General features: G+C 63.3%; 14 protein-coding genes. 7 read left to right on the top strand and 7 right to left on the bottom strand.

The genetic code is table 11. The annotated features are described in order from the left end of the window. Positions 1 to 135: 135 nt before the first annotated feature. Positions 136 to 714, top strand: coding sequence for a DUF924 family protein (locus ACXAF5_RS10850; RefSeq protein ID WP_474946584.1), 579 nt, complete (start codon positions 136 to 138; stop codon positions 712 to 714). A 122-nt stretch (positions 715 to 836) separates the two neighbouring features. On the opposite strand, the gene ACXAF5_RS10845 is transcribed toward ACXAF5_RS10850, so the two are convergent. After that, the gene (locus ACXAF5_RS10845) at positions 837 to 1,295 is read right to left on the bottom strand and encodes a pyridoxamine 5'-phosphate oxidase family protein (RefSeq protein ID WP_474946583.1); all 459 of its coding nucleotides are present in this window, start codon (positions 1,293 to 1,295) and stop codon (positions 837 to 839) included. 320 nt (positions 1,296 to 1,615) lie between these two features. Between ACXAF5_RS10845 and lpdA the strand changes: the two genes are divergently transcribed. From lpdA to ACXAF5_RS10825, 4 genes are all read left to right on the top strand, one after another. Then, complete coding sequence (gene lpdA / locus ACXAF5_RS10840) at positions 1,616 to 3,010, top strand: dihydrolipoyl dehydrogenase (RefSeq protein WP_474946582.1); 1,395 nt, start codon at positions 1,616 to 1,618, stop codon at positions 3,008 to 3,010. 155 nt (positions 3,011 to 3,165) lie between these two features. Beyond that, a complete protein-coding gene (locus tag ACXAF5_RS10835) occupies positions 3,166 to 4,347 on the top strand; it encodes an MFS transporter (RefSeq protein WP_474946581.1) in 1,182 nt (393 codons plus the stop codon). A 93-nt stretch (positions 4,348 to 4,440) separates the two neighbouring features. Continuing rightward, positions 4,441 to 7,332, top strand: a complete 2,892-nt coding sequence (uvrA, locus tag ACXAF5_RS10830; protein WP_474946580.1) for an excinuclease ABC subunit UvrA — start codon at positions 4,441 to 4,443, stop codon at positions 7,330 to 7,332. A gap of 143 nt (positions 7,333 to 7,475) precedes the next feature. Next, entirely contained in the window at positions 7,476 to 8,201 is a 726-nt protein-coding gene (locus ACXAF5_RS10825) for a head GIN domain-containing protein (RefSeq protein WP_474946579.1), read from the top strand. On the opposite strand, the gene ACXAF5_RS10820 is transcribed toward ACXAF5_RS10825, so the two are convergent. After that, positions 8,191 to 8,634 carry an excinuclease ABC subunit A gene (locus ACXAF5_RS10820; protein WP_474946578.1) on the bottom strand — a complete coding sequence of 148 codons (444 nt, stop codon included), beginning with the start codon at positions 8,632 to 8,634 and terminating at the stop codon, positions 8,191 to 8,193. The genes ACXAF5_RS10825 and ACXAF5_RS10820 overlap by 11 nt on opposite strands. Positions 8,635 to 8,769: 135 nt before the next feature. Between ACXAF5_RS10820 and ACXAF5_RS10815 the strand changes: the two genes are divergently transcribed. Continuing rightward, complete coding sequence (locus ACXAF5_RS10815) at positions 8,770 to 9,546, top strand: helix-turn-helix domain-containing protein (RefSeq protein WP_474946577.1); 777 nt, start codon at positions 8,770 to 8,772, stop codon at positions 9,544 to 9,546. A gap of 181 nt (positions 9,547 to 9,727) precedes the next feature. Here ACXAF5_RS10815 and mmsB read toward each other — a convergent pair whose 3' ends face one another. Genes mmsB through ACXAF5_RS10800 form a run of 3 tightly spaced genes read right to left on the bottom strand, consistent with a single transcriptional unit; the run spans position 9,728 to position 12,818 of the window. Next, positions 9,728 to 10,600, bottom strand: a complete 873-nt coding sequence (mmsB, locus tag ACXAF5_RS10810; protein ID WP_474946576.1) for a 3-hydroxyisobutyrate dehydrogenase — start codon at positions 10,598 to 10,600, stop codon at positions 9,728 to 9,730. 4 nt (positions 10,601 to 10,604) lie between these two features. Then, positions 10,605 to 11,648, bottom strand: coding sequence for an enoyl-CoA hydratase/isomerase family protein (locus ACXAF5_RS10805; RefSeq protein ID WP_474946575.1), 1,044 nt, complete (start codon positions 11,646 to 11,648; stop codon positions 10,605 to 10,607). A gap of 24 nt (positions 11,649 to 11,672) precedes the next feature. Beyond that, positions 11,673 to 12,818: an acyl-CoA dehydrogenase family protein gene (locus tag ACXAF5_RS10800; RefSeq protein WP_474946574.1), complete on the bottom strand. Its 1,146-nt coding sequence runs from the start codon at positions 12,816 to 12,818 to the stop codon at positions 11,673 to 11,675. A gap of 290 nt (positions 12,819 to 13,108) precedes the next feature. On the opposite strand from ACXAF5_RS10800, the gene ACXAF5_RS10795 reads away from it, so the two are divergent. Then, a complete protein-coding gene (locus ACXAF5_RS10795; RefSeq protein ID WP_474946573.1) occupies positions 13,109 to 14,956 on the top strand; it encodes an O-linked N-acetylglucosamine transferase, SPINDLY family protein in 1,848 nt (615 codons plus the stop codon). A 153-nt stretch (positions 14,957 to 15,109) separates the two neighbouring features. Here ACXAF5_RS10795 and ACXAF5_RS10790 read toward each other — a convergent pair whose 3' ends face one another. Both ACXAF5_RS10790 and ACXAF5_RS10785 read right to left on the bottom strand, forming a co-directional pair. Further along, entirely contained in the window at positions 15,110 to 15,727 is a 618-nt protein-coding gene (locus tag ACXAF5_RS10790) for a L,D-transpeptidase (RefSeq protein ID WP_474946572.1), read from the bottom strand. 190 nt (positions 15,728 to 15,917) lie between these two features. Next, a complete protein-coding gene (locus tag ACXAF5_RS10785; protein ID WP_239319883.1) occupies positions 15,918 to 17,417 on the bottom strand; it encodes a CoA-acylating methylmalonate-semialdehyde dehydrogenase in 1,500 nt (499 codons plus the stop codon). Positions 17,418 to 17,485: the final 68 nt, after the last annotated feature.

Genomic DNA, 17,485 nt, shown 5'->3' with positions numbered 1-17,485 from the left:
CCCAAAATGCGACCTTCAGATCACAAAAGTGACTCTGAAGGTCGTATTTGTAACCTAACGTCACTTGTGCTCGACCGGTGAATCAGGCTCATCATGGGATGTTACGTTATTTTTACAGCCGGTGGAGAAAGACCAATGGCACGCCCTGAAGAGATACTGGAATTCTGGCTCGACGATGTCGGCGAGCAGGGCTGGTATCGCCAAGACGACGCGCTGGATGCACAGATCCGCGAGCGGTTCGAGGACAGCTGGACCAAGGCCTGCGAGGGCAGTTACTCGTTCTGGCTGACCTATCCCAGCGGCGCGCTGGCCTATATCATCCTGATGGACCAGTTCCCGCGCAACATGTTCCGGGGCGAGGGCAAGGCGTTCTCCTCCGATCAGGCGGCGCTGGCTGCGGCCAAGGCGGCTGTGGACCGCAAGTGGGATCTCAAGATCGACGAACCGGCGCGCCAGTTCTTCTACCTGCCGATGATGCATTCTGAGAGCCTGTGCGATCAGGAGCGCTGCGTGCGGCTGATCCACGAGCGACTGGAGAAGACCGGCGCCGAAAACCTGCTGCATGCGCGCGCGCATCGCGAGGTGATACGCCTGTTTGGCCGCTTTCCCTATCGCAACGAGGCGCTGCATCGCCACAGCACCGCGCCGGAACTGGATTACGTCAGCGCCGGGGGCTATGGCTCCACCGTGCGCGACATGCAGGCCATGGCCTGACACTTCCCGCGACCGCACAGTGCCGCGCGAAGTCCCAAGGCCCTGCCAGATTGGCGGGGCCTTTTTTGTGCAGCGCCTGCCGTCATGGCCGGGGCCGGGCCACAGTGCCTCTTGGCGGCGGGTCACTCCGACAGGGGGCGCACCCCATAGGTGCGATGGGCATCCGCGCGCAGCTCGGCTTCGCTGCGGTCGGGATGGAACAGGTAACTCGGCGCCAGGATCGGCGCGCGGCGGGTGACATTGACCGAGATCACATGACGGATCGGAAACGCATCGCCGGTCATCGCCAGCAAGGGCGCCGCCAGTTCGGCAAAGCCGGGCGCCTTGGGGGCAAGGACCTCTGCCGTGCCCTCGATCTTGTGCCCGCGTTGCAGGAACACGTCGATCAGGCTGACGCAGACCGCCGGATTGGCGCGGATGTTGCGCACGCTGCCACCCGAGGCGATGTCGGCGATGACCAGCCGATCCGGGTCCAGATCGGCGTAGATTTCCTTGGGCGAGACATTGGGGCGATTGTCGGCCCCCACCGTGGCCAGCCAGCACAGGACGGCGTGTTCTGCTTCCTTGAAATCTCGGGTCATGGCGGTCTCCTGTGTTTGAACGTGTCGTGATCCCGTCAGCCTAGGCGCCAGGATCGCGCGCACCAAGCGCCGCCGGCGACCGGCTGGGGCCGTCTTGCGACGCCCCGGCACCAGGGAAGAGCCCCGCCTGGCCAAGCGTCAGAGCAGAGCTGCCGGTCGGGGATTTTTCTGTTGCCCACCTGTCAGCGCTTGTTAGGGTCGGGGCGGTTTTGCGCGATCCTCCGCGCCGCGTCCGGACAGGGCGGCTTCGGTTGTTGCAGCGCGCGGAAAATTAGTTTAACGGTAAACTAGTTTTGGATCTTTGTTCATGAGGGAACACAATGGCCGCAGCATCCTATGACGTGATCGTAATCGGCGCAGGCCCCGGTGGCTATGTCGCCGCAATCCGGGCCGCGCAGCTCGGTCTCAAGACCTGCGTGGTCGAGCGCGAACACCTGGGCGGCATCTGCCTGAACTGGGGCTGCATCCCGACCAAGGCTCTGTTGCGGTCGTCAGAGGTGTTCCACCTGATGGAGCGCGCGAAGGATTTTGGCCTCAAGGCCGAGAACATCGGCTACGACCTGAACGCGGTGGTGAAACGCTCGCGCGGCGTGGCCAAGCAACTCTCGGCGGGCGTCAAAGGTCTGCTGAAAAAGCACAAGATCGACGTCGTGATGGGCGCGGCCTCGATCCCTGCCAAGGGCAAGGTTTCGGTCAAAACCGACAAGGGCACCGAGGAGCTGACCGGCAAGAACATCATCGTCGCCACCGGCGCGCGGGCGCGTGAACTGCCCGGGCTGGAGGCCGATGGCGATCTGGTCTGGACCTATAAGCACGCGCTCGACCCCAAGCGGATGCCGAAAAAGCTGCTGGTGATCGGCTCCGGCGCGATCGGTATCGAATTTGCCAGCTTCTACAACACCTTGGGGTCGGATACGACCGTGGTCGAGGTGATGGATCGCGTCTTGCCGGTGGAGGACGAGGAAATCTCGAAATTCGCCAAGAAGGCGTTCGAGAAACAAGGCATGAAGATCATGCAAAAGGCGATGGTCAAACAGCTTGATCGTGCCTCCGGCAAGGTCACCGCCCATATCGAGGTGGGCGGCAAGGTCGAGAAACACGAGTTTGACACGGTGATTTCTGCGGTCGGCATCGTCGGCAATACCGAGGGTCTCGGGCTGGAGGAACTGGGCGTCAAGATCGACCGCACTCATGTGATCACCGATGAATACTGCCGCACCGGTATCGACGGCGTCTATGCCATTGGCGATATCGCCGGCGCGCCGTGGCTGGCGCATAAGGCGAGCCATGAGGGCGTGATGGTGGCCGAGCTGATCGCCGGTAAGCACGCCCATCCGGTGAAACCCGAGAGCATCGCGGGCTGTACCTATTGTCACCCGCAGGTGGCCTCGGTCGGCTATACCGAAGCCAAGGCCAAGGAGCTGGGCTACAAGGTCAAAGTGGGCCGTTTCCCCTTTATCGGCAACGGCAAGGCGATTGCCCTGGGCGAGGCCGAGGGCATGGTAAAGACCGTGTTCGACGAGAAAACCGGCGAGCTCTTGGGCGCGCATATGGTGGGTGCTGAAGTCACCGAGCTGATCCAGGGCTATGTGGTCGGGCGTCAGCTGGAAACCACCGAAGAAGACCTGATGAACACCGTCTTCCCGCATCCGACCCTGTCGGAGATGATGCATGAAAGCGTGCTGGATGCCTTTGACCGGGTGATCCACATCTGATCTGCACCTTGCAGATGAGTGATGAGAGGCCGGGTGGTAAGCCCGGCCTTTTTCATGCGCTTTGTGTGGGTACAAAATAGCTGTCCTGCTGTCTGGCGTCCCGGCGGGCGCAGGCATAGGGTGGCGGCTCATTTTCAGCGGGCGAGGGCGACGGGATGCAGCAGGGACGTGGGACAAATTGGGTCATGGTGCTGCTGATCTGGGCTGCGGGCCTGGGCGCTGCGGCGCAATACGGCAAGATCGCGGTGACCTTTGACCGTTTGCCCGCGCTCTATCCCGATGTGGGTGCGGCGATGGGCTGGACGGTATCGCTGGTCGGTGTGCTGGGGATCGTCTTTGGCGTGGTGGCGGGTCTGTTTGTCTCGGCCTTTGGCTATCGGCGCACGCTGGTCTGTTCGCTCCTGCTTGGCGCGGCGATGTCGGCCTTGCAGGCGCTGCATCTGCCGTTTGGTCCGTTCTTGCTGACGCGCGTGGTCGAGGGGATCTCGCATCTGGGTGTGGTCGTCGCCGCGCCGACCTTGATGGCGATCCTGGCACATGGCCCGGCGCGCGGATTGGCGCTGACGATCTGGAGCACCTTTTTTGGCGTGGCCTTTGCGATCCTGAGCTGGGCCGGGCTGCCGCTGGTTGATGCCTATGGCGTGCTGGCGCTGTTTGGCGTGCATGCGGCGATCATGGCGGTGCTTGCGGTGATCCTGCATCTGGCGCTGCGCGATGTGCCGGTGCCTGCGCGCACACGCTATCCGGACCTCGCCGCCTTGCCGGCGCTGCACCTCAACATCTATCGCTCGCCTTATAAAACCGCACCCGCGGCGGGGTGGCTGTTTTACACCTGCTGTTTTGTGGCGGTGCTGACGGTGCTGCCGCCCTTTGTCGACGAGAGCATCCGCCTGCATGTGATGGGCGCGATGCCGCTGGTCTCCATTGCGGTGTCGATGACAATCGGCGCACTGCTGCTGCGGCAGATACCCGGCGTGGCCGTGGTGCAGATGGGATTTCTGATCGGCGCGGCGGCGATGCTGTGGCTTTGGGCCATGCCGGGGCATTGGCTGGCCTGTATGGCGCTGGCGGTGGGGTTCGGGCTGGTGCAGGGCGCAAGCTTTGCCGCCGTGCCGCAGCTCAATGACATCGCCGCCGCGCAATCCGAGGCCAATGGCGCCATGGCGCAGGCGGGCAATCTGGGCAATGCCATCGGCACGCCGCTGTTTGTCGCGGTGATCGCGTTTGGCGGCTATGGCGCATTGATGCTGACGGTGGCGCTGCTGCTTTTCTGTGGCGCGGTGGTGCATCAAAGTCTCGCTTCTCAGCGCCGCCGCTGGGCCGCTGACAGTTTCTGACAGCACAGCGCGCGTCGTTCCCTGTCTGTTCCGCATTTTCTCTTGGAGACTCGGGGCAGCTCACCTATGTGTATTGCAAAGTTTGGGGGCGATATGGCTGAGTTGAAGAATATCGAGGTGCGCGGCGCGCGCGAGCACAATCTCAAGAACATCGACGTGGACATTCCGCGCGATGAACTGGTGGTGATTACCGGCCTGTCTGGCTCGGGCAAATCGAGCCTTGCGTTTGACACCATCTATGCGGAGGGGCAGCGCCGCTATGTCGAGTCCCTCAGCGCCTATGCGCGCCAGTTCCTCGATATGATGGAAAAGCCGGATGTGGATCATATCTCGGGCCTGAGCCCCGCGATCTCCATCGAGCAGAAGACCACGTCGAAAAACCCGCGCTCCACCGTCGGCACCGTCACCGAGATTTACGACTATCTGCGACTGCTGTTTGCCCGCGCCGGCACGCCCTACAGCCCCGCCACCGGCCAGCCCATCGAGGCGCAGCAGGTGCAGGATATGGTCGACCGGATCATGACGCTGGAGGACGGCACCCGCGGCTATCTGCTGGCGCCCATCGTGCGGGATCGCAAGGGCGAGTACAAAAAAGAGATGCTGGAGCTGAGGAAGCAGGGGTTCCAGCGCGTCAAGGTGGATGGGGAGTTCCACGACCTTGATACGCCGCCCACGCTCGACAAGAAGTTCCGCCATGACATCGACGTGGTGGTCGACCGGCTGGTGGTGAAGGAAGGTATCGAGACGCGGCTGGCGGACAGCTTGCGCACCGCGCTGGATCTGGCCGACGGCATTGCCATTCTGGAGACAGCCCCGCGTGAGGGCGATCCGGAGCGGATTACATTCAGTGAGAATTTCGCCTGTCCCGTCAGTGGTTTCACCATCCCCGAGATCGAGCCACGGCTGTTTTCCTTTAACGCGCCGTTTGGGGCCTGTCCCCATTGTGACGGTCTGGGCGTGGAGCTGTTCTTTGACGAACGCCTCGTGGTGCCGGATCAGAGCCTCAAGGTCTATGACGGGGCGCTGGCGCCCTGGCGCAAGGGCAAATCGCCTTACTTCCTGCAGACCATCGAGGCCATCGCCAACCACTATGAATTCGACAAGAACACGCCGTGGAAGGATCTGCCCGCGCATGTGAAACAGGTATTCCTGCATGGCTCCGGCGATGAGGAAATCGCCTTTCGCTATGACGAGGGGGGCCGTGTCTACAATGTGACCCGCGTCTTTGAGGGCGTGATCCCCAATATGGAACGCCGCTACCGCGAAACGGATTCCAACTGGGTGCGCGAGGAGTTCGAGCGCTACCAGAACAACCGTGATTGCGGCCATTGCGGCGGTTATCGTCTGCGCGAAGAGGCGCTGGCGGTCAAAATCGGCCCGGCTGGAGGCGCAGCCGAAGAGCGTCTGCACATCGGTCAGGTGGTGGAGAAATCCATCCGTGAGGCGCTGGCGTGGATTGAGGAGGTGCCGAGCCACCTCACCGCGCAAAAACAAGAGATCGCCCGGGCCATCGTCAAGGAAATCCGCGAGCGTCTTGGCTTCCTCAACAATGTGGGGCTGGAGTATCTGACCCTCTCGCGCAACGCGGGCACGCTCTCGGGCGGGGAAAGCCAGCGCATTCGTCTGGCGAGCCAGATTGGCTCTGGCCTCACCGGCGTTCTTTATGTGTTGGACGAACCCTCCATCGGTCTGCACCAGCGTGACAATGACCGGCTGATCACCACGCTCAAGAACCTGCGCGATCAGGGTAATACGGTGATCGTGGTGGAGCATGACGAGGATATGATCCGTCAGGCCGATTACGTCTTTGACATCGGCCCCGGTGCCGGTGTGCATGGCGGGCAGGTGGTGAGCCACGGCACGCCCGCCGCGGTCGAGGGCGATGCGGGCTCGGTGACCGGGCAGTATCTGGCCGGAACCCGTGAGATTGCGGTGCCTGCCACACGCCGTAAAGGCAACAAAAAGAAGATCAAGGTGGTCAAGGCCACCGGCAACAACCTGAAAAACGTCACCGCCGAATTCCCGCTGGGGAAATTTGTCTGCGTCACCGGCGTGTCGGGTGGCGGCAAGTCCACCCTGACCATCGAGACGCTGTTTAAAACCGCCTCCATGCGCCTCAACGGGGCGCGCCAGACGCCTGCGCCTTGCGAGACGATCAAGGGGCTGGAGCATCTGGACAAGGTGATCGACATCGACCAGCGCCCCATCGGGCGTACGCCACGCTCGAACCCGGCGACCTATACCGGGGCCTTCACGCCGATCCGTGACTGGTTTGCCGGTCTGCCCGAAGCCAAGGCGCGCGGGTATAAACCGGGGCGGTTCTCCTTCAACGTCAAGGGCGGGCGCTGCGAGGCCTGTCAGGGTGACGGGGTGCTGAAGGTCGAGATGCATTTCCTGCCCGACGTCTATGTCACCTGTGAGACCTGTCAGGGCGCGCGCTACAACCGTGAAACGCTGGAGATCAAGTTCAAGGGCAAGAGCATTGCCGATGTGCTGGATATGACGGTGGAAGACGCGCAGGAGTTCTTTGCTGCCGTGCCCTCGATCCGCGACAAGATGGACGCGCTGATGCGGGTGGGTCTTGGCTATATCAAGGTGGGCCAGCAGGCCACGACGCTCTCGGGCGGTGAGGCGCAGCGGGTGAAGCTGTCCAAGGAGCTGGCGAAGCGCTCTACCGGTCGGACGCTCTATATTCTTGATGAGCCGACCACGGGTCTGCATTTCGAGGATGTGCGCAAACTGTTGGAAGTGCTGCATGAATTGGTGGAGCAGGGCAACTCGGTGGTGGTGATCGAACACAACCTCGACGTCATCAAGACCGCCGACTGGATCATCGACATCGGCCCCGAGGGCGGCGATGGCGGTGGGGAGATCGTGGCCGCCGGGACGCCGGAAAAGGTCGCCGAAGAGCCGCGCAGCTATACCGGCCATTATCTGAAACCGATGCTGGCGGCGAAGCCGAAGAAAAAGGTCGCCGCGGAGTAAGCGGCGCCCATCGGCCCCGGTGCAGCGCGCACGGGGCGCACGGTCTTGGTCGGGTGGGCAGAAAAACCCACCCGCGCCTCTTGAATGTTATCCCTCTTAACATCACGTGTCAGTGAACGGGATACACATGTGAGGGTGCCACCATGTCATCGAGGGTCATTGCCGCGTTCGGTTCCATCGCCATTGCGGGGGGCGCCTATATCGGGGCCAGCGCCGTGGTCCAGGCGGAGCAAAGCGCGTTCGGGTTCGAAGAGTTCCACACCATCCAGCTGTCCGAGGGGATCGAGCTGTCCGTGGTGTCCGGGGCGGAGCGCTATCTGGTCACGGCAGAGGCCTCGGGCCTGACCGGCACGGATCGCTTGCAGATCACGCAGGACGGGCAGGTGCTGGCGATTGATCGCACCGATCGCTGGTCGCCGATGGGCGGGCTGCTGGACGGGCCGCTGCGGGTGACGGTGCATCTGCCGGAACTGCGCAGCCTGTCGGTGCACGAAGGCGCCAGCGCCGAGGTGACCGGAGCCTTGGCGCCAGAGGTCGAATTCGATGTCACTAGCGGCAGCCGGTTGCAGATCTCGGATCTGGATGCGGCGCAGGTCTATCTGGAGGCCAGCTCCGGCGGCGATCTGGAGGTGTCGGGGCGCTGCTTGAAGCTGGATGTCACCGCCTCCAGCGGCGGCGATATCGACGCGGAGGACTTGCACTGCAAGACAGTCCGCGCCTCTGCCACCAGCGGGGCGGATGTGGATCTGACCGCGACCAGCCAATTGCGCGCCAAGGCGTCGAGCGGCGGCGATATTTCGGTCGAGGGCAACCCGGCGACCCAGGACATCAGCCATTCGGTCGGCGGCTCGGTGCGGATCAAGGGCTGACCCGCGGGCGCGCGGCGGGGCGGGCCAGCAGCAGCGGCACAAGGAACAGCGCGAGAAAGGCGCTGTTCATCACCAGGTTGAACCCCGCCCCCGACAGGGCGGAGCCAAAGCAGTCGGTCACATACCAGCCCAGCAGGGCCGGGATCAGAAGCCGCCGCGCCAGGGCCGGATCGCGGGGATGGATCAGCGTTGTGACCTGCCAGATCAGCACCGCAAGACCGACCATCAGCCCGCCCGAGATCGCAAACATCAGATGCGCAACCGGCGGCCCCAGGTCGGGCGCCTGATCCGAGGTCAGGAACGCCAGATCGACAAACAGGCGTCCGATCGGACGCAGCAGCGCGACATGCGGCGCCAGGATGAGGGCAAGGCCAAACAGCAGCGTCAGCACCGCGGCGGTTTTCAGGACACGGGCAGCATGATCGGGGGACATGGCGGATCTCCGGTGGCAGGACAGTTCGGCACCACATGCGCAGGCGCGGCGCTGCATTTCAATTACCTATGGGGTAAGTGTGTGCGGGATCAAAATCTGCCACAACGGCAGTCGACCGCAAAAGGGGCATATCGGATGGGCACTTTCGGCGCAGCGTTGAAAGACTGGCGGCAGATCCGGCGCCGCAGCCAGCTGGATCTGGCAATGGCGGCTGGCGTGTCCGCCCGGCACCTGTCGTTTCTGGAAACCGGCCGCGCCCAGCCCAGCCGCGCCATGGTGCTGCGATTGGCGGCAGAGCTGGCAGTGCCTCAGGCAGGCGTCAACACGCTGTTGCAGGCGGCGGGGCTGGCGCCGGCCTATGGCGCACGCCGCCTGACGGATGCGGAGATGGCGCCACTGCGGGATGCGGTGGACTGGATGCTGACGCGGCATGCGCCCTATCCGGCGATGGCTCTGGATCGCCATTGGCGGATCTGCGCGCTCAACACCCCGGCCCGGAGCCTGCTGGCACCGGTGGGCCTGGGCGAGGGGGCCGATATGTTGTCGGAGTTGATGCAGAACCAGCGGCTGCGGGACAGCCTGATCAACCTGGCGGAAATCGAGCGCCTGACCCTGCATCGTCTGCGCAGCGAGCTTGCTCATTTTGGCCGCGAACCGGTGCTCGAAGACGCGATCCGCAGGTTGGAGTCACATGTGGTGGCGGCCCCGGATACGGGACCGACAGAAGTGCTGCCGCCGGTCATCCCCGCCCGCTATCGGCTGGGCGGTCAGGAGTTGTCGTTCTTCTCGGCCATTTCGCAATTTGGCACGGTGGAGGACATCGCCCTGTCGGAGTTGAAAATCGAATGCCTGTTCCCGGCGGATGAGCCCACGCGCGCGGCGCTGATTGCACTGACGGCTGCGCAACCTTGACTTTAGCGCAAATCTGTTGCCGCATGAAAAGCGGGTGGCGATCCCGCCCGGCCATGTCCTGATCTCCATGCGGGGCGCTGCACGCCGTCGTTCAGGGACATGCTGGTGCAGCGGGCGACAGGCCCGCAGGTTGCGGATCTGTCGGATCTGTCGGGGGCTGAGCCGCCTCCGGTGGCCTCGGTTAGCTGCGGTTGCGGCCTTCAAAGCGCGGCAGCATGGCGGAGAAATCCTTGCCGGTGCCATCCTCCTGCTCGACAAACGCGGTGTAGAGCGCCTCGGCCAGTTTGCCCATCGGGGTATCGGCGTCGGCGCTGTAGGCGGCCTGCTGGCTGAGGCGCAGGTCCTTCAGCATCAGATCGGCGGCAAAACCGGGCTGGTAGCCATTGTCCGCAGGCGATTGCGGGCCGACGCCCGGCGCCGGGCAATAGGCATTCATCGACCAGCTGTAGCCCGAGGAGGTGGAGACCACATCGAACATCTTCTGCCGGTCGAGGCCAAGCTTGTCGGCCAGGGCAAAGGCCTCGCAGGTGGCGATCATGGTGACGCCGAGGATCATGTTGTTGCAGATCTTGGCGGCCTGACCGGCGCCGGCCTCGCCACAATGCACCGCCTTCTGGCCCATGATGTCAAACAGCGGTTCCGCCTTGGCAAAGGCCTCGGCAGATCCGCCCGCCATGAAGGTCAGCGTGCCCCCCGCGGCGCCGCCGATGCCACCGGAGACCGGCGCATCCACTGCCAGAAGCCCGGCGTCATGGGCCTGGTCTGCCACGGCGCGGGCGCTGTCCACATCTACGGTGGAGCAGTCGACAAAGGCTGCGCCTGCCGCCATCGCAGGGATGATCTCTGCCGCCACATGGCGCAGGATGTCGCCGTTGGGCAGCATGGTGATGACCACATCCGCGCCCGTCGCGGCGGCGGCGGCGCTGTCGGCCAGGGTGACACCGTCGACGCTGACCTCCGCCATGTCGAAGCCGGTGACCTCATGCCCAGCCTTGGCCAGGTTTGCCGCCATCGGGCCGCCCATGTTGCCCAGTCCGATAAATCCGATCTTCATCTGTTCACTCCTCCTCCTCAAAGGTCAGCGCATCCGGGCCCAGCGGCATCAGCATCTGGCTGACGGCCACCGCGGGCACCGGGGCCTCTGCATATTGCCACTTTGGCGACTTGTCCTTGTCGATGATGAGGGCGCGCACCCCTTCCAGCAAGTCGCCCTGTTCCATCGCGCGATGGGTGAACCGGTATTCCAGGTCCAGGGCGCGGCGCATGGTGGTATTGGTGGCGCGCAGGCGGTGAACCATCTCCACCGTGCAGGCCAGCGACAGTGGCGCATGGCGCGACAGGGTCTGTAGCGTGCTGCGGGCAAACGCGTCGTCCCGCGCCGTCAGAACGGTGAGGATGTCGGCGAGGGTTTCGCCCGCAAAACAGGCGTCGATCTCTGCGCGCATGGCCTGAAGCTGCCCCTCCGGGGGTGTTTCCGCCATTTGTGCCAGCAGGTTCAGATCGCCAGTGCGTTGCAGGTCGGCGATCAGGCCCGGCCATTGCGCCTGTGGAATGAAATGATCGGCAAAGCCCGCAAGGATCGCATCCGCAGCGCCCATCCGGTGCCCGGTGGTGCCGAGGTATTCGCCGAGCCGCCCCGGCGCCAGCGCCAGCAGCAGGGAGCCGCCCACGTCCGGCACCAGCCCGATGCCGCATTCCGGCATCGAGATCCTGGAGCTTTCGCAGACGATGCGATGGGTGCCGTGACAGCCGATGCCGACACCGCCCCCCATGGTAAAGCCCTGCAGGAAGCTGACCACCGGTTTGGGATATTCAAAAATGCGCGCGTTCATGCGGTATTCGTCGCGCCAGAACCTGCGGCCATAGGCAAAATCGCCCCTGGTGCCGGTCTCGTAGAGTTCGGCAATGTCGCCGCCCGCACAGAAGGCCTTGTCGCCCGCAGCATCAAGGATCACCAGCGCGACGCTGTCGTCGATGGCCCAGTCCCTGAGTGCCGCATCGATGGCGAGGCACATGTCATAGGACAGCGCATTCAGCGCCTTTTCGCGGGTCAGGGTGATCCGGCCCGCGCGGCCTTCGATGCGGATATGGATGTCGCTCATGGCGGCTGTTTCCCCTCCCGGAGCTTAGTGGTTTTCCGCCAGCAGGTGGCGGGCGACGATCACGCGCATGATCTCATTGGTACCTTCGAGGATCTGGTGCACGCGCAGGTCGCGGACCAGTTTCTCGATACCGTAGTCGGCGAGATAGCCATAGCCACCGTGCAATTGCAGGCATTGGTCCACAACCTTCGATCCGGTCTCGGTGACAAATTTCTTGGCCATGGCGCAGAACTTGGAGGCATCGGGTTCGCCCTGATCGAGCTTCCACGCCGCCTGACGCAGGAAGGTGCGCGCAGCCTGCAATTCGATCTCCATGTCGGCGAGGCGGAATTGCAGCCCCTGGAACTGGTCGATGGATTGGCCAAACGCCTTGCGCTCGGACATATATTGCAGCGTTGCGCTGAGGCCGGTCTGTGCCGCGCCGAGCGAGCAGGCGGCGATGTTCAGGCGGCCGCCATCGAGACCTTTCATGGCGTATTTGAACCCGTGGCCCTCTTCGCCCACCAGGTTGGCGGCGGGCACGCGGCAGTCGTCGAATTGCACCTGTGCGGTCGGCTGGCTCTTCCAGCCCATCTTGTCCTCAAGCCCGCCAAAGGACAGACCCGGGGTGCCATCCTCGACATAGAGGGTGGAGATCCCCTTGGGGCCGTCCTCGCCGGTGCGCACCATGCAGACATAGGCATCGGAATAGCCGCCGCCGGAGATGAACGCCTTGGTGCCATTGAGCACATAGCCGTCGGCGTCGCGGGTGGCGCGGGTTTTCAGCGCCGCCGCATCGGAGCCGGAGCCCGGCTCGGTGAGGCAATAGCTCAGCACCGTGTTGAGGCTCATGACGTCGGGCATGACGCGCGCCTTCAACTCCTCGCTGGCGAACATGTCAAGCATCTTGGCGCACATGTTGTGGATCGACAGGAATGCCGCCACCGACGGGCAGGCCATCGACAGCGCCTCAAACACCAATGTGGCATCAAGCCGCGACAGGCCGGAGCCGCCGGAGTCTTCGCTGACATAAAGCGCCCCGAATCCCAGCTCGCCCACCTTGGGCCACAGATCCTTGGGGATGGTGCCCTCAGATTCCCATTGACGGGCAAAGGGCGCGATATGCTCCTGTGCAAATCCATGGGCCATATCAAAGATGGCTGTCTGCTCTTCTGTCATTGCGAAGTCCATGGGCTCTCCTCCCCCTTGCTGCCGGCGCCCGCGCTGGGGCTGGCAGGAATTGAACAACTGTTTATTTAATACGCGTGACCGGGCGCGACTGCAACCTGCGGATCTGCAAGCCGGTCTTGCATTGCTGCGGCAGACGCGTCGCTAAGGCGGGCGCGGCGGGATGATTTCCAAGAATTCTCAGCGGATTTGAGGGATTTTTTAACATCTCATTGGCACAACTTTCGGCAAAGCGTGCCTATGTTCCAGAAGGAGAGGGCACCAAACGCAGTTTCAGAAGGAGTGTGATCACCGTGTCGCAGCCCAGTCAAACCAGCAAGCTCGCCGTGACCCTGAACGGGAAGCCGGAGTTCCCGGAATTCGAGAAGTTCGCCACCTCCATCAAGTCGCAGAAACGGGCGAAATTCGCCTATGAGATGAAGAACGGGCTGCGCAAGGGTCTCGCGCCGGGGGACAAACCCCAGGACGCCGCGAAGAAACTGCTGAAACGGGCGCGGGCCGAAATCCTGAAACACCACAACCAGCGCGCGGAAACGCTGCTGCGTCAGGCGATCTCGCTGGATGAGACCAATGCCACCCTGCACGCGCAACTGGGCGAAGTGCTGATGAAGGACATGCAGCGCCTGGTCGATGCGCTGGCGTGCTTCATGAGGGCAGTGAAGCTGGAGCCGACCAATGGCGGCCACTATGGTCTGATCGGCACGCTCCTGATGCGGATGCAGCGCTATGACGAGGCGATCGACTATTTCCAGATCGCGGTCAAATTCGACCCCAAGAACTATATCGCGCTGTCCCGGATGATGCACATGAAGGCGCACCGGCTGCGTTGGGACGAGTTCGAGAAGCTGCCGAACTACCTGAAGGCGTTCAACGACAAACGGGTGGTGTCCGATCCCTTTGCCTTCCTGTCGCTCTGCGATGACGGGTCGTTCCAGCGGCTGCGTTCCGAGGCGCATGTGCGCGCCAAGCACCGCAACCCGGTGAAGGCGTGGAAGCCGGTGGCCGCACGGCCCAGAGAGCAGAAGATCCGGATCGGGTATTTCTCCAACGACTTCTACAACCACGCGACCATGCACCTGATGGCGGGTTTGCTGGAGCGGCATGACCGCGAGCGTTTCGAGATCTTCATCTACGACTATGGCTCCAAGCGGCAGGACCACGAACACCAGCGGGCGCGCAGGAACGCCGATCAGTTCTATGACGTGCGGACCATGAACACCACGGAGCTGGTGGATCTGGCGCGTGCGGATGGGATCGACATCGGCGTCGACCTGAAGGGCTATACCGAGGGCGGCCGGCTCGATATTTTCAACCACCGCGTGGCCCCGGTCCAGATCGCCTATCTGGGCTATCCGGGCACCACCGGCCTGAAATCCATGGACTATATGGTGGCCGACCGCATCACCATCCCGTCGCATCTGCGCAAGCACTACAGCGAGCATATCCTGTATATGCCGCATTGTTACCAGCCCAATGACGAGAACCGCTATATCGCCACCAGCTATGCCAGCCGCGCCACCCATGGGTTGCCGGCCGATGGGTTTGTGTTCTCCTCCTTCAACAACCCCTACAAGGTCACGCCGCGCGAATTCGACATCTGGATGAACCTGCTGAAAGAGGTGCCCGACAGCGTGCTGTGGTTCTATACGTCCAAGAACGAGGCCAGCGACGTGATCCGCAAGGAGGCAGAGAGCCGCGGGGTCGATGGCGCCCGTATCATCACCGCCGGCCGGTTGCAGCCGGAAGAGCACCTGGCGCGCCTGCGGTTTGCGGATCTGTTCCTGGATACGTTCAACGTCAACGCCCATACCACCGCCAGTGACGCGCTCTGGGCCGGGTTGCCGGTTGTGACCAAGACCGGCGAACAGTTCGCCGCACGGGTGGCCGGCAGTGTCCTGACCGCCGCCGGGCTGTCGGATCTGGTGACCAGCACCGAGAAGAAATACCACGATGTGGCGCTGCGCGTGGCGCAGGATCCGGACTATCACGCCGACATCAAGGCGCGGATCGAGGAGAGCCACTCCGGCGCGCCGCTGTTTGATACCAGCGGGTACACAAGGGATTTCGAGCAGCTGCTGGAAAAGGCGTTCCAGAACTACCTCGACGGCAACGGCCCGCGCCATATGGGCCTGTCGGCCTGATCCGGGCCGGGGCCGCGGTTCTTCCTCAAACGTAAAACAGCCGCGTCCCTTTTGGGGGCGCGGCTGTAGTGTTTCAAACGGCTCTAGGTTGGCGCAGAGCCTCCTGTCGAAGCAGGGCGCCGGCGGGCGCACCAAGCACCCCGCGCCGATGGGTCAGAGCAGGCGCACCTGGGTGCCGACCTTGACCAACGGATAGAGTTTTTCCACGTGCTGGTTATAGAGCCCGATGCAGCCGGAGGAGCTTTGACGTCCGATCTTGCGGGTGTCATGGGTCCCATGCACGAGATAGGCCGGCCAGTCGAGATACATGGCGCGGGTGCCCAGCGGGTTGCCCGGGACGCCGCCCTCGATCCGCTGCGGCAGCGACGGGTCGCGCTCGCGCATATTGGCGGTCGGGGTCCAGCTGGGGTTTTCGCGCTTGCGCACGATTTTTGAATAACCGCGCCGGGTCAGTTCCTCGCTCATCGGCACGGAGGAGGGAAACAGCAGATAGGTTTCGCCGTCGCCGCCCCAGTAGTGCAGGGCGCGGCTTTCGATATCGGCCAGCAGGCAGCCCACGCCGAGGGTGTCAAAATGGTCCTGCCAATGCTGCTGCTGGAAGGACGACAGGTTGCGCTGGACCGGGATTTCCTCGCGGATCGCGGGTTCATCCTGCGGGAAGGCATCGGTGGATTGCGCGCGCAGCAGGCTCGGCGCGGCGAGGGTCGCAGCGGCGCCGGACAGCAGCGCGCGGCGGGACAGAAAACGGTTGGTTTTTGTGACGTCGGACATGGGCCCTTCCTCATGCGTTGAAATGCTCGATTGTTTGAGCGCACATTACGGGCGCCCTGCAAACAAGGCCAGAGGGGGGCGGGGTGACATTTGCGTGAACCCGCGGGCCGGGCAAAACCCCGCGCAGCGGGGGCCCATGCAAAAAGGCCGCCCACGATGTGGACGGCCCGGGCTCAAGACACGTCGGGGATCAATCCATGGCCTTGAAGTTGAACTCGCCGCCTTCCTTGATGCCGGAGAACCAGCGCGCGGTGACGGTCTTGGTGCGGGTGTAGAACCGGAAGGCGTCGGGACCGTATTGGTTCAGGTCGCCAAAGGCCGATTTCTTCCAGCCGCCGAAGGTGTGGTAGCTGAGTGGCACCGGGATCGGGAAGTTGATGCCGACCATGCCCACGTTGACGCGGTTGGCAAAGTCACGCGCGGTGTCACCATCGGCGGTGTAGATCGCGGTGCCGTTGCCATAGGCGTTGTCACGCACCAGGTTCAGCGCGTCCTCGTAATTGTCCATGCGGACGGTGGACAGGACCGGGCCAAAGACTTCTTCCTTGTAGATGTCCATCTCGGCGGTGACATTGTCGAACAGGGTCGGGCCGACGAAATAGCCGTTCTCATAGCCTTGCAGCGTCAGGCCACGGCCATCGGTCACCAGCTTTGCGCCTTGCTCGACACCGCTGTCGATCAGACCTTCGATGCGGGCTTTTGCCTGCGGGGTGATGACGGGACCGTAGTCGATGTCCTCACCGGCGGTGTAGGGGCCGACCTTGAGTTTCTCGATGCGGGGCACCAGACGTTCGATCAGGCCATCGGCAGTTTCTTTGCCGACCGGCACCGCGACGGAGATCGCCATGCAGCGTTCGCCAGCAGCGCCAAACCCGGCACCGACCAGCGCGTCCGCCGCCTTGTCGAGATCCGCATCGGGCATGATCAGCATGTGGTTCTTGGCACCGCCAAAGCACTGCGCGCGCTTGCCGTTGGTTGCGGCGCGGCCATAGATATACTGTGCGATCGGGGTGGAGCCGACAAAGCCCACGGCCTGAATGGTCTCATTGTCGAGGATCGCGTCCACGGCTTCCTTGTCGCCGTTGACCACCTGCAGCACACCATCGGGCAGGCCCGCTTCTTTCAGAAGCTCCGCCAGGTAGAGCGAGGTGGAAGGCACGCGCTCGGAGGGTTTCAGGATCATGGCGTTGCCGCAGGACAGGGCAGGGGCCATTTTCCACAGCGGGATCATTGCCGGGAAGTTGAAGGGCGTGATGCCCGCAACCACACCCAGAGGCTGACGCATGGAGTAAAGGTCGATGCCCGGTCCGCCGCTGTCGGTGAACTCGCCCTTCAGCATGTGCGGCGCACCCATGCAGACCTCGACCACCTCAAGCCCACGCTGAACGTCGCCGCGTGCGTCGGGCAGGGTCTTGCCGTGTTCACGGGCAACCAGTTCTGCGAGCGTGTCCATGTGCTCGTTGATGAGCTGGCCGAACTTCATCATCACGCGGGCGCGTTTTTGCGGGTTGGTGGCGGCCCAGCCGACCTGTGCCTCGGCAGCTTTGGCGATCACCGCGTCCATTTCGGCTTTGGTTGCGAGCGGCACTTTGGCCTGCACTTCACCGGTGGCGGGGTTCAGAACATCAGCAAAACGGCCGGAGGTTCCGGCAACTTTCTCGCCATTCACGTAGTGGGTCAGTTCCTGCATGTGCAGTCCTCCTCTGATCTCGAGTCCCGCGTATCCTAGGATTGCAAAAACGAACGTAAAAGAGGAAA

This window comes from Epibacterium sp. ABV4_022 (genome assembly GCF_056159345.1).
Note: the sequence above shows the minus strand (reverse complement) of the source record. Positions and strands in the feature narration are given on the sequence as shown.

Coding starts and splice junctions, on each gene's coding strand:
- uvrA (WP_474946580.1), top strand. CDS start 4,441: ATGGCTGAGTTGAAGAATATCGAGGTGCGCGGCGCGCGCGAGCACAAT.
- lpdA (WP_474946582.1), top strand. CDS start 1,616: ATGGCCGCAGCATCCTATGACGTGATCGTAATCGGCGCAGGCCCCGGT.
- ACXAF5_RS10790 (WP_474946572.1), bottom strand. CDS start 15,727: ATGTCCGACGTCACAAAAACCAACCGTTTTCTGTCCCGCCGCGCGCTG.
- ACXAF5_RS10800 (WP_474946574.1), bottom strand. CDS start 12,818: ATGGACTTCGCAATGACAGAAGAGCAGACAGCCATCTTTGATATGGCC.
- ACXAF5_RS10835 (WP_474946581.1), top strand. CDS start 3,166: ATGCAGCAGGGACGTGGGACAAATTGGGTCATGGTGCTGCTGATCTGG.
- ACXAF5_RS10825 (WP_474946579.1), top strand. CDS start 7,476: ATGTCATCGAGGGTCATTGCCGCGTTCGGTTCCATCGCCATTGCGGGG.
- ACXAF5_RS10785 (WP_239319883.1), bottom strand. CDS start 17,417: ATGCAGGAACTGACCCACTACGTGAATGGCGAGAAAGTTGCCGGAACC.
- mmsB (WP_474946576.1), bottom strand. CDS start 10,600: ATGAAGATCGGATTTATCGGACTGGGCAACATGGGCGGCCCGATGGCG.
- ACXAF5_RS10820 (WP_474946578.1), bottom strand. CDS start 8,634: ATGTCCCCCGATCATGCTGCCCGTGTCCTGAAAACCGCCGCGGTGCTG.
- ACXAF5_RS10845 (WP_474946583.1), bottom strand. CDS start 1,295: ATGACCCGAGATTTCAAGGAAGCAGAACACGCCGTCCTGTGCTGGCTG.
- ACXAF5_RS10850 (WP_474946584.1), top strand. CDS start 136: ATGGCACGCCCTGAAGAGATACTGGAATTCTGGCTCGACGATGTCGGC.
- ACXAF5_RS10805 (WP_474946575.1), bottom strand. CDS start 11,648: ATGAGCGACATCCATATCCGCATCGAAGGCCGCGCGGGCCGGATCACC.
- ACXAF5_RS10815 (WP_474946577.1), top strand. CDS start 8,770: ATGGGCACTTTCGGCGCAGCGTTGAAAGACTGGCGGCAGATCCGGCGC.